This is a genomic window from Burkholderia diffusa (assembly GCF_001718315.1).
Classification (GTDB): Bacteria; Pseudomonadota; Gammaproteobacteria; order Burkholderiales; family Burkholderiaceae; genus Burkholderia; species Burkholderia diffusa_B.
This window is the reverse complement of sequence record NZ_CP013362.1, coordinates 900,683-914,766: the sequence shown is the minus strand read 5'-3', so window position 1 is coordinate 914,766 and position 14,084 is coordinate 900,683. Positions and strand designations below refer to the sequence as shown.

Here is a 14,084-nt window from a genome sequence, read left to right as displayed (position 1 = left end):
CCGCGGCCCGCCCGGCCGCGCGCGGTGCGCCGTCACTTTTCGACGATCGCCACGCGTATGCCGTTTGTAAGGATCGTAATTGTACCGGGTTCGTAGGTCACTCCGGCAAATTGCAGCTGCTCGGGCTTGAACGTGTAGATCGGATAGTTGGTCAGCAACTGCGTCGCGAGCAGGCCGGCGGCCGCGCCGACCTGTTGCGCGTACATCTGCGCGTTGCCGTCGAGCACGAGGCTGTCGACGGCCGGCGCCTTCAGCACGACCGAGCGGCTCGGCGCGTCGTAAGCCAGCTGGCCCGACACGGTGAACTTGCCGCTCACCGGTTCGCGCAGGAACGGACTCGCGAAATGCGCGTCGAGCTGCACGGCGACGCGGTTCTGGTCGGGCAGCAGGTTGACGGCCGGATTGGCGAGCGACACGTCGACGACCTGCGCGACCGTCTTCTGGTACGGAAACTTGCGTGCGACGGCTTTCTGCACGTCGCCGCGCGAGAACGTGTAGTGATCGGGGATGAACGGGAACGTCGACGCGCACGCGGCGAGCGATACCGACACGCCGATGGCGCCGGCGCAGGCGGCGAGAAAGCGGCGCCGGCCGGGCGTGCAAGATGCGGTCATGCTGAACAATCTCCTGTATCGGGCGAGGCGGCAGCCGGGTTACCGGCTCGGCCGCAAGCAAGGCCTGGCACCGAAGTTAGTGCTTCGGCGCATGTCGCCGGTTCCATGCGCGTGCCGGTGAACAACGGCGCGGGCAATGCGTCAGCGGGCCGCGCCGGCGCCCGGCGACGGCTGCGTCACGGCTTCGAGGCGCGTCAGCCACGCGAGCGCGTCGTCGCGCGACGCGCCGCACATCTCGGCCGACGGCTGCAGCCCCGAACAGCACGCGGGACGCTCGGGCCGGCCGAAGATCCGGCAGCGCAGGTCATCGCCGAGCTGCACGCAGCGCACGCCGGCCGGCTTGCCGTCGGGCATCCCCGGAATCGGCGAGGAAATCGACGGCGCGATGCAGCACGCGCCGCACCGCTCGCGGCATGCATGCGGCGGCGGGACATCGGCGGGCGCCGGATGGACAGGCATTTCGACGGACACTCGGCTCTCTCACGAACAACGAAAAACGGTGCGGCAACCGGACACAGCGGCCGGCAGCCCACCGCGCATTGTGCCACCGCCGGCTGCGACGTTATTACACAATGCAGCCGGAACGCGCGTTTATATACTCGAAAGCATCTAAAAAGCGCGAGACCATCATGAATTCCGCTTCTGCCGACACACTGTTCCGTCCCGATTTGCTCGCGAAGTACGGCACGAACGGGCCGCGCTATACGTCCTACCCTACCGCGCTGCAGTTCCGCGACGATTTCAACCCGGCCGACTATGTACGCGCCGCAGCCGATCCCGGCGCGTCGTCGAGCGACCTGTCGCTGTACTTCCACATCCCGTTCTGCAATACGGCCTGCTTCTATTGCGGCTGCAACAAGATCGCGACCAACAACCGCCGCCGCGCGCGCCCGTATCTCGATCAACTGAAGCGCGAACTGGCGCTGCAGGCTGCGCTGTTCGACCCCTCGCGCCCGGTCACGCAGCTGCATTGGGGCGGCGGCACGCCGACCTTCCTGTCCGACGACGAAACGGCCGAGCTGATGGTGGCCACCCGCGAACATTTCGCGCTCGCGCCGGACGCCGACGCGGAGTTCTCGATCGAGATCGACCCGCGCACGGTCACGCCCGCGACGCTCGTCCACCTGCGCAACATCGGGTTCAACCGGCTGAGCCTCGGCGTGCAGGACTTCGATCCGGTCGTGCAGCAGGCGATCAACCGGATCCAGCCGCTCGAGATGACGGCCGACCTGCTGTCGGCCGCACGCACGACTGGCTTTCATTCGGTCAGCGTCGACCTGATCTACGGGCTGCCGCATCAGACGGTCGCCGTGTTCGCGCGCACGCTCGAGACGATCATCGAACTCGCGCCCGATCGCCTCTCGGTATTCGGCTACGCGCACATGCCGCACCTGTTCAAGATGCAGCGGCAGATCGACGATGCGACGCTGCCGCCGCCCGCAACGCGCGTCGCGCTGCTCGGCCTCGCAATCGACATGCTGACGCAGGCCGGCTACGTGTACATCGGGATGGATCACTTCGCGCGGCCGACCGACGAACTCGTGCGCGCGCAGCGAAACGGCACGCTGCAGCGCAACTTCCAGGGCTACAGCACGCGCGCGGATACGGATCTGGTCGGCTTCGGCGTGTCGTCGATCGGGAAGGTCGGCGACGTCTACGCGCAGAACGCGAAAGACCTGCCGGCGTACGGCGCCGCGCTCGACGCGGGCCGGTTGCCGATCGCGCGCGGCGTGCGGCTCACGCCCGACGACCGGCTGCGCCGCGACGTGATCACTCAGCTGATGTGCAACCTCGAACTGCCGTTCTCGCATATCGAGGCTGCGCACGGGGTCCGCTTCGCCGATCACTTCGCGCGCGAGCTCGACGCGCTGCGCACGTTCGAGCAGGACGGGCTGCTGACCATCGGCGGCGACCGCCTGACGATCCACCCGGCCGGCCGGATGATCGTGCGCAATATCGCAATGGCGTTCGACGCCTACCTCGGCCAGACGCCGCGGCAACGCTACTCGCGCACCGTCTGACACCGCACGGCCGCATGCGGGCGGCCGGTTTGATAGAGTAACGGGCTCAACGCCCCTGCAAGAACCCGCACGATGCGCACCACCAAAGCAACCAACGCGGTCGAACGCCTGAAGACCCGTTCCGGCAACCCGCAGTTCGCGGCCGTCGCGATGGCGGGCGGCCTGTTCTATCTGGTCGACCGCTCCGGCGGCACCGCCGAGAAGCGCAGCGAGCCGCTGCCGCTCGACGAATTCGTCAGGTTCGTCGACGAATTCGGCCCCAAAAAACCGCGCAAGGCCAGCAAGCTCGACCTCGCATTCGAGGCACAGATCAAGAAGAGCAAGGGGTAAAGGTCTGTTGCAGGCCGTCTGAAGGCTTCGCCGCCGCCCCGTTTGGTACAATCACGAAGTTTCTCTATCCCCGCTGATGGCCGACCTGGCTGCGTGACCACACCATGAATATCGAAAACGCGCGTTTCAACATGATCGAACAACAGATCCGGCCGTGGGATGTGCTGGATCTGGACGTCCTGGGCCTGCTGTCGATCGTCAAGCGTGAAAACTACGTGTTGCCCGAACACCGCGATCTCGCGTTCGCCGACCTCGAGCTGCCGCTGCCCGGCGGCAGCAGCAAGATGCTGTTCCCGCGCGTCGAAGCGCGCGTGCTGCAGGAACTGGCGGTCAAGAAGCACGAAAACGTGCTCGTCATCGGCGCAGGTTCGGGCTACCTGGCCGCACTGTTCGCGCATCGCGCGCAGCACGTGACGGCTGTCGATATCGATCCGGCCATCGCCAAGTTCGCGGCGGACAACCTGCGCAACGACGGCGTGACGAACGCGGAAGTCGTGCTCGGCGACGGCTCGCTCGGCTGGCCCGACAAGGCGCCGTACGACGTGATCTGCGTCGCGGGCGGCCTGCCGGTCGTGCCGCAACAGATGCTCGAACAGCTGAAGATCGGCGGCCGCCTGTCGGCGTTCGTCGGCGGCCGTCCGGTGATGAAGGCGCAGATCATCACGCGTATCGATGACAAGCAGTACCGTGTCGCCGACGTGTTCGAAACCTACGTCAATCACCTCGTCAACGCGATCGAGCCGTCGCGCTTCAAGTTCTGAGCGGCGGAGCTTTCATGCAGATCCTGACACCCGCGATGCTCGCGGAATGGCTTCGCGATCCGGCGCGTCCCGCGCCGGTCGTGCTCGACGTGCGCGAGCCGTGGGAAATCTCGACCGCGCAGATCGCCGGCAGCGTGTCGATCCCGATGCAGCAGATTCCCGCGCGCAGCGAGGAGCTCGACGACGAAGCGGAAATCGTCTGCGTGTGCCATCACGGGATGCGCAGCGCCCAAGTCGCGATGTTCCTCGAATCGCGCGGCTTCACGAAGCTGTACAACCTGCAAGGCGGAATCGACGCGTGGTCGCGCGACGTCGATCCCTCCGTGCCGCGTTACTGACGTTCCCGGCGGCGCATCGCGCGCCGCCATGGCGACCGGCAGCGTTGCAGCCGATCGCTCCGATCCGCCGAACGGGCGCGCATGGCGCGCCCGTTCGCGTTTGGGCTCCCCGTTCCCTCTCCTTCGATTGCTTCGGCGCGCCGGCTATCCGCGGCCGTTCGATGACGAACGACCGCGAGCGCACCCGAGCATCGCACCCGTCGAGCGGATCGCTTCGCCCTTCCCGCCGCACTTCACCTCCCGTGGGCACGTCAACGCCGACATGACGCCACTGGATGCATGCGCATCGATCACGTTCCGCACGCCCGTCAACGAGCGGCGTTCGCGCTCGCACAAGGGCGCGCGCCGTGCACCATTTGCGCCCGCGCGACTGCACCGCAACGGATCGCGGATGCTGCACGACGCGTCACGCGCACCACGCGGACGCCCTGCGCCGCGCCTCACAGGCACGCCCGGCGTGCATCCGAGCGACTGGCACATGCCTTGCGTTAGTTCGATGCCGGCGCCGTCACGGCGCACGCCTGTCCAACACGTCAAGGGGAACTCGATGAAACGTCGCAGCCTGCTGAAGTTCGGTTCGATGGCCGGTGCACTCGCGCTGGCGGGCAAGAGTCCGTTCGCGCACGCGACCGATGCGGGCACGGGCCCGATCAAGGTCGGCATCCTGCATTCGCTGTCGGGCACGATGGCAATCTCCGAAACGTCGCTGAAGGATACGGCGCTGATGACGATCGCCGACATCAACAAGAGCGGCGGTGTGATGGGCCGCAAGCTCGAGCCCGTGGTCGTCGACCCCGCTTCCAACTGGCCGCTGTTCGCGGAGAAGGCGCGCCAGCTGCTCACGCAGGACAAGGTCGCATGCGTGTTCGGCTGCTGGACGTCGGTGTCGCGCAAGTCGGTGCTGCCGGTGTTCGAGGAACTGAACGGCCTGCTCTACTACCCGGTGCAATATGAAGGCGAAGAAATGTCGCGCAACGTGTTCTACACGGGCGCCGCGCCGAACCAGCAGGCGATCCCCGCCGTCGAGTACCTGATGAGCGCGGAAGGCGGCGGCGCGAAGCGCTTCTTCCTGCTCGGCACCGACTACGTGTATCCGCGCACGACCAACAAAATCCTGCGCGCGTTCCTGAAATCGAAGGGCGTAAAGGACGCCGACATTCAGGAGGTCTACACACCGTTCGGCCACAGCGATTACCAGACGATCGTCGCGAACATCAAGAACTTCGCGCAGGGCGGCAAGACGACCGTGATCTCGACGATCAACGGCGACTCGAACGTGCCGTTCTACAAGGAGCTCGGCAACCAGGGAATCAAGGCGACCGACGTGCCGGTGGTCGCGTTCTCGGTCGGCGAGGAAGAGTTGCGCGGGATCGACACGAAGCCGCTCGTCGGCCATCTCGCGGCGTGGAACTACTTCATGTCGGTGAAGAACCCGACGAACACGAAGTTCAAGGACCAGTTCGCCGCGTGGGTGAAGGCGAACAACCTGCCGGGCGGCGCGAAGCGCGTGACCAACGATCCGATGGAAGCGACCTATGTCGGCATCCACATGTGGAAGCAGGCGGTCGAGAAGGCGAAGAGCACCGACGTCGACAAGGTGCGCGTCGCGATGATCGGCCAGACGGTTGCCGCGCCGTCGGGATTCACGCTCTCGATGGACGGCAATCATCACCTGCACAAGCCGGTGATGATCGGCGAGATCCGCGGCGACGGGCAGTTCAACGTCGTGTGGAAGACGAAGACGGCCGTGCGCGCGCAGCCGTGGAGCCCGTTCATCGCGGGCAACCAGGGCAAGCCGGATATCGTCAGTTCGATCCCGGCGTTCCTGCGCCGGCAGCGCGCGGCGCTGGCCTGACGCGATTGGGAAGCGCCGCGCACCGGCGCGGCGCCCCGTTCGCAGGCCGGTGCAGGCGCCTGCCGCGATCGCGGTCGCACGCCCCGCGCGTGCTCACGCACTGCTGAACTGCCGCACGCATTCGCTTTCTCACGCCCCACAGGATTTCCCGATGCCTACACGCTTTCGCCGCGCCGCCGTCGCGATCGTCGCCTGTGCCGCGCTGGCGGGCGCGCTGCCGCGTGCCGCGTTCGCCCTGACGGCGGCCGATACCGCCGCGCTCGCCGGCGACGACTTCGACGCAAAGACGGCCGCGATCGAACATCTCGCTGCCGATGCCGATCCGCGCGCCGTCGCGTTGCTCAATGCGCTCTCGAACGGCGACGCACTCGCGACCGGCGACGGACGCCTGCTGATCCAGACCGGCGACACCGCGCACGACGCGCTCACGCAGTCCGCGACGCCGGCCGGCGACGCGCAGCCCGTGATGCTGAACAATCTGCTGCGCACGAAGATCGCCGGCGCGTTGTCGGGTCTCGCGCTCGCCTCGCCCGACGTCGCCGCGCGCCGCGACGCGATCGACGCGCTGTTGAAGTCGCCCGACCCGGCACTCAAGCCGATGATCGATCGCGCACGCGCGAAGGAAACCGATCCGGCATTGAAGCGTCGCCTCGACGCGCTATGGGCGATTGCCGCGCTGCACGATGCCGATCCGGTGAAGCGTCTCGAAGCGGTGCAGGTGGTGGCCGCGCGCCGCGACCTCGACATGATCGAGCAGTTGCGTCCGCTCGTCGCAAGGAATGCGGACGGCAGTTTCACCGAGCCCGACGCGCGTGTGCGCGAAGCCGCGCAGCAAGGGCTCGACGCATTGCACGCGCTACAGCGCCGCGGCGAGATCGCCGGCACCGTGTTCGCAGGCCTGTCGCTCGGCAGTGTGCTGCTGCTCGCGGCGCTCGGCCTCGCGATCACGTACGGGCTGATCGGCGTGATCAACATGGCGCACGGCGAATTCCTGATGATCGGTGCGTACGCAACCTATGTCGTGCAGACACTGATCCAGCGCTACGTGCCGGCGGCATTCGACTGGTATCCGCTCATCGCGGTGCCGGTGTCGTTCGCGGCGGCCGGGCTCGTCGGCATCGTGCTCGAGCGGCTCGTGCTGCGGCACCTGTATGGCCGCCCGCTCGAGACGCTGCTCGCGACCTTCGGCGTGAGCCTGATTCTGATCCAGGCGACGCGCATGCTGTTCGGCGCGCAGAACGTGCAGGTCGTGAACCCGTCGTGGATGAGCGGCGGCGTGACCGTGATGCAGAACCTGATCCTGCCGTACAACCGGCTCGCGATCCTCGCGTTCGCGCTCGCGGTCGTGTGTGTCGCGTGGGGCGTGCTGACGAAGACGCGGCTCGGCCTGTTCGTGCGCGCGGTCACGCAGAACCGCCGGATGGCCGCGTGCGTCGGCGTGAAGACCGCGCGCGTCGACGCGTATGCGTTTGCGTTCGGCGCGGGCATCGCGGGCCTCGGCGGCTGCGCGCTGTCGCAGATCGGCAACGTGGGCCCGGACCTCGGGCAAAACTACATCATCGATTCGTTCATGGCGGTCGTGCTCGGCGGCGTCGGCCAGATTGCCGGCACCGTGCTCGGCGGCTTCGGGCTCGGCCTCGTCAGCAAGGCGATCGAGCCGTTCTGGGGCGCCGTGCTCGCCAAGATCGCGGTGCTCGTGATGATCGTGCTGTTCATCCAGAAACGTCCGCAGGGCATGTTCGCCCCGAAGGGACGCAGCGCGGAGGCCTGACATGACTTCAATCACCGATTCGTTGCCGAACCCGGTCGCCGACGCACCGAAGCCTGCGGCCGCCGCGCGTGCGGCAGACGGTTTCGCGCTCGGCCTGCCGCCCCGCCCCGCGCTGCTGTCGCGCCGCGCGTGGCTCGCGCTCGTCGCGCTGTGCCTTGCGATCGGCATCGGCGTGCCGCTCGCCGCGCTGGTTGCGCCCGAAGCGAGCGCGTTCCATCTGTCCGCGTATGCGATGACGCTCGCCGGCAAGCTGATGTGCTACGCGATCGCCGCGCTCGCGCTCGATCTCGTGTGGGGTTACTGCGGAATCCTGAGTCTCGGCCATGGCCTCTTCTTCGCGCTCGGCGGTTATGCGATCGGCATGTACCTGATGCGCGAGATCGGCCGCGACGGCAAGTACGGCAGCGACCTGCCCGACTTCATGGTGTTCCTCGACTGGCATCAGCTGCCGTGGTACTGGAGCGGCACGCAGCATCTCGCCTGGGCGCTCGCGCTGGTCGTGCTCGTGCCGGCCGTGCTCTCATGGGTGTTCGGCTTCTTCACGTTCCGCTCGCGCGTGAAGGGCGTGTACCTGTCGATCATCACGCAGGCGCTGACGTTCGCCGCGATGCTGCTGTTCTTTCGCAACGAGACGGGCTTCGGCGGCAACAACGGCTTCACCGACTTCAAGCGCATCGCCGGGTTTCCGATCACGTCGCCCGGCACGCGCACGGCGCTGTTGCTGCTGACCTTCGCGACGCTTGTGCTCGCGTTCATCGCCGCGCGCGCGATCGTCACCAGCAAGCTCGGGCGCGTGGTCACCGCGGTGCGCGACGGCGAGACGCGGCTGATGTTCCTCGGCTACAGCCCGCTCGCGTACAAGCTGTTCGTATGGACGCTGTCGGCCGTGCTGTGCGGGATCGCGGGCGCATTGTACGTGCCGCAGGTCGGCATCATCAATCCTGGCGAGATGTCGCCCGGCAACTCGATCGAGATGGCGATCTGGGTCGCGGTGGGCGGCCGCGGCACGCTGATCGGTCCGATCGTCGGCGCGTTCGCGGTGAACGGCGCGAAAAGCCTCTTTACCGCGTACTTCGCCGAATACTGGCTGTTCTTTCTCGGCCTGATCTTCGTGCTCGTGCCGCTGCTGTTGCCACGCGGCATCATGGGCCTCGTCGACACGCTGCTCGCAAAGGGGAAACGCGCATGAACGGCACGGCCCTCTACCAGTTCACGCCGCCCGCCGAGGACGAGCTGCTGGCCGTCAGCGGCACCGCATCGATGGGCCGAGTGGTGCCGCCCGGCATCGATACGTCGCACGGCACGATCCTCTACCTCGAGGATATCGAGGTGAGCTTCGACGGCTTTCGCGCGCTGAACAAGCTGTCGCTCGCGATCGACGCGGGCGAACTGCGCTGCGTGATCGGCCCGAACGGCGCGGGCAAGACGACGATGATGGACGTGATCACCGGCAAGACGCGCCCCGACGCGGGCAAGGTGTTTCTCGGCCAGACCATCGACCTCGCGCGGATGAACGAGCCCGAAATCGCGCGCGCGGGGATCGGCCGCAAGTTCCAGAAGCCGACCGTGTTCGAACAGCACCCGGTATGGGAAAACCTCGAACTGGCGATGCAGACCGACAAGGGCTGGCTCGCATCGCTGCGCGCGCGGCTCGACCGCGCCGCGCAGGCGAAGATCGAGGAGACGCTCGCGCTGATCGGTCTCGAAAGCGACGCGTATCGCGCGGCCGGCGAGCTGTCGCACGGGCAGAAGCAGCGGCTCGAGATCGGCATGCTGCTGATGCAGCGCCCGGCGCTGCTGCTGCTCGACGAGCCGGCTGCGGGGATGACGGATCACGAAACGATGGAACTCGCGAAGCTGCTGAACACGCTGCGCGGCACCTGCTCGATGATGGTCGTCGAGCACGACATGGAGTTCGTCGCGGCGCTCGCGGGCGACACGGGCCGCGTGACGGTGATGGCCGAAGGCGCGGTGCTCGCGCAAGGCACGCTCGACCAGGTCAAGCGCGACGACGCGGTGATCGAGTCTTACCTCGGACGGTAATCCCATGCTGAAGATCGATGCACTGAACCAGTACTACGGCGGCAGCCATATCCTGCGCAACGTCACGCTGGCCGCCGACGAAGCCAAGCTCACCGTGCTGCTCGGCCGCAACGGCGTCGGCAAGAGCACGTTGCTGCGTTGCCTGATGGGTGTCGTCGCCGCGAAGAGCGGCAGCGTGTCGTGGCGCGGTACGGCGCTCGGCACGTTGCCGCCGTATGCGCGCGTCGCGGCCGGCCTCGCGTACGTGCCGCAGGGCCGCGACATCTTTCCGCGCCTCACCGTCGAGGAGAACCTGCTCGTCGGCGCGGCAAGCCGCAAGGCGCCGTCGAAAGTGCCCGACCGCATCTACGACCTGTTCCCGGTGCTGAAGGACATGCGTGCTCGGCGCGGCGGCGACCTGTCGGGCGGCCAGCAGCAGCAGCTCGCAATCGGCCGCGCGCTGATGAGCGAGCCGCAGTTGCTGATCCTCGACGAGCCGACCGAGGGTATCCAGCCGTCTATCATCCAGGACATCGGCCGCACGCTGCGCCAGCTCGTCGACGAATCAAGGATGACCGTGCTGCTCGTCGAGCAGTATTACGACTTCGCACGCTCGATCGCGGACCGCTACTGGGTGATGAGCCGCGGCGAGGTCATTGCGGGCGGCGACGCACACGACATGGAGGCGAACGGCGTGCGCGAGCTGATCGCGGTGTAGCGACGCTACGGCACGCGATGATCCTGGCGCACGGTGCCGGCGATCGACGCATGCCGTGCCAACGTCGGCATCGTCGCCGCGCGGCCGCCCGTCCCCATCTTCGCGTTCGGCATCCCGTACACCCGAGCGTATAGTGTTGCGATAGCATTCCCGATCACCGCGCCCGTCTCCTACTTCCCGCCGATGTCCGCCCTCGATTCCCACGCCCCGCTGTCCCGCCCCGCCGTCGCCAAGTCGTGGCGCGGCCGTCTCGAACTCGGCTTCGAACGGCACGGCGCGCGCACGACACTCGTCCACCGGCTGCACGACGGCCCGCTGCGCGTGCAGCGGCCGCTGTATCCGGAAGGCGATGCGATCTGCCACGGCGTCATCGTTCACCCGCCGGGCGGCGTCGCGGGCGGTGACCGGCTCGACATCGACATCACGCTCGGCGACGGCACGCACGCAGTGCTGACGACACCCGGTGCGACCAAATGGTACAAGTCGAACGGCCTGGGCGCGACGCAGCGCATCGCCATCACGGTCGGCGAGCACGCGAAGCTCGACTGGCTGCCGCAGAACAACCTGTTCTTCGACGCCGCCCACGCCACGCTCGACTTCACGGTGACGCTCGACGCCAGCGCGAGCGCGATTGGCTGGGATACGACGCAGCTCGGCCGTCAGGCGGCCGGCGAAACGTGGTCGGCAGGCCGCATCGTGTCGGGTTCGGCACTCGTCGATGCCGACGGACGGCCGCTATGGACCGAGCGCACGCTGCTCGACGCGCATGATCCGCTGCGCGGCGCGCTGCAGGGTCTCGCCGGCTTTCCCGTGTACGGCACGCTGTGGGCGGCGGGCGCTGCGTGCGATGCCGCGCTCGCCGAAGCGCTCGCCGCGCGTATGCCGTTCGACGATACACTGCGCGCGGGCGCGACCTGCGTGACGCCGGGCGTCGTGCTGGTGCGCGCGGTATCGACGTCGATGGAAGCGCTGCAGCGTCACTTCACCGACTGCTGGCTTTACCTGCGGCCGCTCGTGCACGGCGTCGACGCGCGGCCGCTGCGCCTCTGGCAGACCTGAGCGCGCGGCGCGGCACGCACCGTTTCGGCGCGGCGGCGCAGCCCGCGCTGCCCACGATCCATGCATCGCGCACCACGATCGCGCATCGATGCCCGTTCTTCCGACATGGCACGCGCCTTGCTGCTTACATAACGGCTACACGACGCACGAAAAACGGCGCGGTGCTACGATGACCCGCGCCTCGGCCGGAATCCCGCGCACCGATAACAAATTACGTTTTCCTGAACGATTGCCTTCATGAAACTGACTCCCCGAGAAAAGGACAAGCTGCTGATCTTCACGGCGGCGCTGCTGGCCGAGCGCCGCCGCGCGCGCGGGTTGAAGCTCAACTATCCGGAAGCGGTCGCGTTCATTACCGCCGCGCTGATGGAAGCCGCGCGCGACGGCAAGACCGTCGCCGAGGTGATGCACTACGGCACGACGCTGCTCACGCGCGACGACGTGATGGAAGGTGTGCCGGAGATGATCCCCGACATTCAAGTCGAGGCGACCTTCCCCGACGGCACCAAGCTCGTCACCGTCCACCATCCGATTCCGTGACCGAGGTAGCACGCATGATCCCCGGCGAAATCCTCACCGACGACGGCGAGCACGAACTGAACGCGGGCCGCGCGACGGTCTCGCTCGTCGTCGCGAACACCGGCGACCGCCCGGTGCAAGTCGGCTCGCATTACCACTTCTTCGAAGTCAACGACGCGCTGTCGTTCGACCGTGCGGCCGCGCGCGGCTTCCGGCTCAACATCGCGGCCGGCACGGCCGTGCGCTTCGAGCCGGGCCAGACGCGCACCGTCGAGCTCGTCGAGCTGGCCGGCGAGCGCGCCGTCTACGGTTTTCAGGGCAAGGTGATGGGGCCGCTGTAAGCCGCGCCCCGCTCTTCAGGAACAGCACATGACACTACGCTTGAGCCGCCGCGCATACGCGGAAATGTTCGGGCCGACGACGGGCGACCGCGTGCGGCTCGCCGATACCGAACTGATAATCGAGATCGAACGCGACTTCACGACCTACGGCGAGGAAGTGAAATTCGGCGGCGGGAAAGTGATCCGCGACGGGATGGGCCAATCTCAGCGCGTGGCCGCCGACGTGCCTGACACGATCATCACGAACGCCGTGATCCTCGACCACTGGGGCATCGTGAAGGCCGACATCGCGATCAAGCACGGCCGCATCGCCGCGATCGGCAAGGCCGGCAACCCGGACATTCAGCCGGGCGTGACGATCGCGATCGGCGCGGCGACCGAAGTGATCGCCGGCGAAGGGCTGATCGTGACGGCCGGCGGCATCGACACGCACATCCACTTCATCAGTCCGCAGCAGATCGACGAGGCGCTCGCGTCGGGCGTCACGACGATGCTCGGCGGCGGCACCGGGCCCGCCACCGGCACCAACGCGACGACCTGCACGCCGGGCCCGTGGCACATGGAGCGCATGCTGCAGGCCGCCGACGGCTGGCCGATCAACCTCGGCTTCCTCGGCAAGGGCAACGCGAGCCTGCCGCAGCCGCTCGTCGAGCAGATCGCGGCCGGCGCGATCGGGCTGAAGCTGCATGAAGACTGGGGCACGACGCCCGCCGCGATCGACAACTGCCTGTCGGTCGCCGACGACACCGACACGCAGGTCGCGATCCACACCGACACGCTGAACGAAGGCGGCTTCGTCGAATCGACGGTCGCCGCGTTCAAGGGTCGAACGATCCACACGTACCACACCGAAGGCGCGGGCGGCGGCCATGCACCCGACATCCTGAAGGTGTGCGGCGAGGCGAACGTGCTGCCGTCGTCGACCAACCCGACACGCCCGTATACGATCAACACGCTCGACGAGCATCTCGACATGCTGATGGTGTGCCACCACCTCGATCCGTCGATCGCCGAGGATCTCGCGTTCGCCGAATCGCGGATCCGCCGCGAGACCATCGCGGCCGAGGACATCCTGCACGATCTCGGCGCGCTGTCGATGCTGTCGTCCGACTCGCAGGCGATGGGCCGCGTCGGTGAAGTAATCATCCGCACCTGGCAGACCGCGCACAAGATGAAGGTGCAGCGCGGCGCGCTGCCGGAAGACAGCACGCGCAACGATAACTTCCGTGCGAAGCGCTACATCGCGAAGTACACGATCAACCCGGCGATCACGCATGGCATCGCACACGAAGTCGGTTCGATCGAACCGGGCAAGTGGGCCGACCTCGTGCTGTGGGAGCCCGCGTTCTTCGGGATCAAGCCGTCGATGATCCTGAAGGGCGGGATGATCGCCATCGCGCAGATGGGCGATCCGAACGCGTCGATCCCGACGCCGCAGCCCGTCCACTACCGCGAGATGTTCGCCACCCGCGGCGGCGCGCTCGCCCGCACATCGCTGACCTTCGTGTCGCAGATGGCGGCCGAGGCGGGCATCGCCGAACGCTACGGGCTCGCGAAGCGCGTCGTGCCGGTGCGCAACTGCCGCAACGTGACGAAGGCCGATATGATCCACAACGCATGGCGTCCGTCGATCAGCGTCGATCCCGAAACTTACGACGTGATCGCCGACGGCCAGTTGCTCACCTGCGAGCCGGCCACGGTGCTGCCGATGGCGCAGCGCTATTTCCTGTTCTGA

The 14,084-nt window shown here is 67.3% G+C and carries 16 protein-coding genes; 13 read left to right on the top strand and 3 right to left on the bottom strand.

Features of this window, described 5'->3' with window-relative positions:
• Positions 1-32: 32 nt before the first annotated feature.
• Both WI26_RS04110 and WI26_RS04105 read right to left on the bottom strand, forming a co-directional pair.
• Positions 33-614 carry a DUF1439 domain-containing protein gene (locus WI26_RS04110; protein ID WP_059466990.1) on the bottom strand — a complete coding sequence of 194 codons (582 nt, stop codon included), beginning with the start codon at positions 612-614 and terminating at the stop codon, positions 33-35.
• Between the two features lie 141 nt (positions 615-755).
• Positions 756-1,073: a YkgJ family cysteine cluster protein gene (locus WI26_RS04105; protein ID WP_069226348.1), complete on the bottom strand. Its 318-nt coding sequence runs from the start codon at positions 1,071-1,073 to the stop codon at positions 756-758.
• 170 nt (positions 1,074-1,243) lie between these two features.
• Between WI26_RS04105 and hemN the strand changes: the two genes are divergently transcribed.
• From hemN to urtE, 9 genes are all read left to right on the top strand, one after another.
• The gene (hemN, locus tag WI26_RS04100) at positions 1,244-2,635 is read left to right on the top strand and encodes an oxygen-independent coproporphyrinogen III oxidase (protein WP_069225266.1); all 1,392 of its coding nucleotides are present in this window, start codon (positions 1,244-1,246) and stop codon (positions 2,633-2,635) included.
• Between the two features lie 72 nt (positions 2,636-2,707).
• On the top strand, positions 2,708-2,965 hold the full coding sequence (locus WI26_RS04095; protein WP_059448113.1) for a hypothetical protein: 258 nt from the start codon (positions 2,708-2,710) through the stop codon (positions 2,963-2,965).
• A gap of 104 nt (positions 2,966-3,069) precedes the next feature.
• Positions 3,070-3,726, top strand: a complete 657-nt coding sequence (locus WI26_RS04090; RefSeq protein ID WP_059466988.1) for a protein-L-isoaspartate O-methyltransferase family protein — start codon at positions 3,070-3,072, stop codon at positions 3,724-3,726.
• A gap of 14 nt (positions 3,727-3,740) precedes the next feature.
• Positions 3,741-4,064: a rhodanese-like domain-containing protein gene (locus WI26_RS04085; RefSeq protein WP_006758748.1), complete on the top strand. Its 324-nt coding sequence runs from the start codon at positions 3,741-3,743 to the stop codon at positions 4,062-4,064.
• Between the two features lie 547 nt (positions 4,065-4,611).
• Positions 4,612-5,919, top strand: a complete 1,308-nt coding sequence (gene urtA, locus WI26_RS04080; protein WP_059467112.1) for an urea ABC transporter substrate-binding protein — start codon at positions 4,612-4,614, stop codon at positions 5,917-5,919.
• Positions 5,920-6,070: 151 nt separating this feature from the next.
• Positions 6,071-7,690 (top strand): urea ABC transporter permease subunit UrtB, encoded by a 1,620-nt coding sequence (urtB, locus tag WI26_RS04075; protein ID WP_069225265.1) that lies wholly within the window; start codon positions 6,071-6,073, stop codon positions 7,688-7,690.
• Between the two features lies 1 nt (position 7,691).
• Positions 7,692-8,879: an urea ABC transporter permease subunit UrtC gene (gene urtC / locus WI26_RS04070; protein WP_069225264.1), complete on the top strand. Its 1,188-nt coding sequence runs from the start codon at positions 7,692-7,694 to the stop codon at positions 8,877-8,879.
• Entirely contained in the window at positions 8,876-9,733 is an 858-nt protein-coding gene (gene urtD / locus WI26_RS04065; protein ID WP_059509652.1) for an urea ABC transporter ATP-binding protein UrtD, read from the top strand. The genes urtC and urtD overlap by 4 nt, the downstream gene beginning before the upstream one ends.
• 4 nt (positions 9,734-9,737) lie before the next feature.
• Positions 9,738-10,430, top strand: coding sequence for an urea ABC transporter ATP-binding subunit UrtE (urtE, locus tag WI26_RS04060; RefSeq protein ID WP_059509651.1), 693 nt, complete (start codon positions 9,738-9,740; stop codon positions 10,428-10,430).
• A gap of 5 nt (positions 10,431-10,435) precedes the next feature.
• On the opposite strand, the gene WI26_RS32115 is transcribed toward urtE, so the two are convergent.
• Positions 10,436-10,588: a hypothetical protein gene (locus WI26_RS32115; RefSeq protein WP_155768737.1), complete on the bottom strand. Its 153-nt coding sequence runs from the start codon at positions 10,586-10,588 to the stop codon at positions 10,436-10,438.
• A gap of 25 nt (positions 10,589-10,613) precedes the next feature.
• Here WI26_RS32115 and WI26_RS04055 point away from each other — a divergent pair, with 25 nt between their 5' ends.
• The 4 genes from WI26_RS04055 to ureC all read left to right on the top strand — a co-directional run bounded on the left by WI26_RS04055 (position 10,614) and on the right by ureC (position 14,084).
• Positions 10,614-11,489 carry an urease accessory protein UreD gene (locus WI26_RS04055; RefSeq protein ID WP_069225263.1) on the top strand — a complete coding sequence of 292 codons (876 nt, stop codon included), beginning with the start codon at positions 10,614-10,616 and terminating at the stop codon, positions 11,487-11,489.
• Between the two features lie 237 nt (positions 11,490-11,726).
• Positions 11,727-12,029 (top strand): urease subunit gamma, encoded by a 303-nt coding sequence (gene ureA / locus WI26_RS04050; RefSeq protein ID WP_006048588.1) that lies wholly within the window; start codon positions 11,727-11,729, stop codon positions 12,027-12,029.
• 14 nt (positions 12,030-12,043) lie between these two features.
• Complete coding sequence (locus WI26_RS04045; protein ID WP_059448107.1) at positions 12,044-12,349, top strand: urease subunit beta; 306 nt, start codon at positions 12,044-12,046, stop codon at positions 12,347-12,349.
• Positions 12,350-12,377: 28 nt separating this feature from the next.
• Positions 12,378-14,084 (top strand): urease subunit alpha, encoded by a 1,707-nt coding sequence (ureC, locus tag WI26_RS04040; protein ID WP_069225262.1) that lies wholly within the window; start codon positions 12,378-12,380, stop codon positions 14,082-14,084.

Bases quoted from the DNA above. Each gene is read 5' to 3' on its own strand.
- WI26_RS04110 (WP_059466990.1), bottom strand. From the start codon at position 614: ATGACCGCATCTTGCACGCCCGGCCGGCGCCGCTTTCTCGCCGCCTGC.
- WI26_RS04105 (WP_069226348.1), bottom strand. From the start codon at position 1,073: ATGCCTGTCCATCCGGCGCCCGCCGATGTCCCGCCGCCGCATGCATGC.
- hemN (WP_069225266.1), top strand. From the start codon at position 1,244: ATGAATTCCGCTTCTGCCGACACACTGTTCCGTCCCGATTTGCTCGCG.
- WI26_RS04095 (WP_059448113.1), top strand. From the start codon at position 2,708: ATGCGCACCACCAAAGCAACCAACGCGGTCGAACGCCTGAAGACCCGT.
- WI26_RS04090 (WP_059466988.1), top strand. From the start codon at position 3,070: ATGAATATCGAAAACGCGCGTTTCAACATGATCGAACAACAGATCCGG.
- WI26_RS04085 (WP_006758748.1), top strand. From the start codon at position 3,741: ATGCAGATCCTGACACCCGCGATGCTCGCGGAATGGCTTCGCGATCCG.
- urtA (WP_059467112.1), top strand. From the start codon at position 4,612: ATGAAACGTCGCAGCCTGCTGAAGTTCGGTTCGATGGCCGGTGCACTC.
- urtB (WP_069225265.1), top strand. From the start codon at position 6,071: ATGCCTACACGCTTTCGCCGCGCCGCCGTCGCGATCGTCGCCTGTGCC.
- urtC (WP_069225264.1), top strand. From the start codon at position 7,692: ATGACTTCAATCACCGATTCGTTGCCGAACCCGGTCGCCGACGCACCG.
- urtD (WP_059509652.1), top strand. From the start codon at position 8,876: ATGAACGGCACGGCCCTCTACCAGTTCACGCCGCCCGCCGAGGACGAG.
- urtE (WP_059509651.1), top strand. From the start codon at position 9,738: ATGCTGAAGATCGATGCACTGAACCAGTACTACGGCGGCAGCCATATC.
- WI26_RS04055 (WP_069225263.1), top strand. From the start codon at position 10,614: ATGTCCGCCCTCGATTCCCACGCCCCGCTGTCCCGCCCCGCCGTCGCC.
- ureA (WP_006048588.1), top strand. From the start codon at position 11,727: ATGAAACTGACTCCCCGAGAAAAGGACAAGCTGCTGATCTTCACGGCG.
- WI26_RS04045 (WP_059448107.1), top strand. From the start codon at position 12,044: ATGATCCCCGGCGAAATCCTCACCGACGACGGCGAGCACGAACTGAAC.
- ureC (WP_069225262.1), top strand. From the start codon at position 12,378: ATGACACTACGCTTGAGCCGCCGCGCATACGCGGAAATGTTCGGGCCG.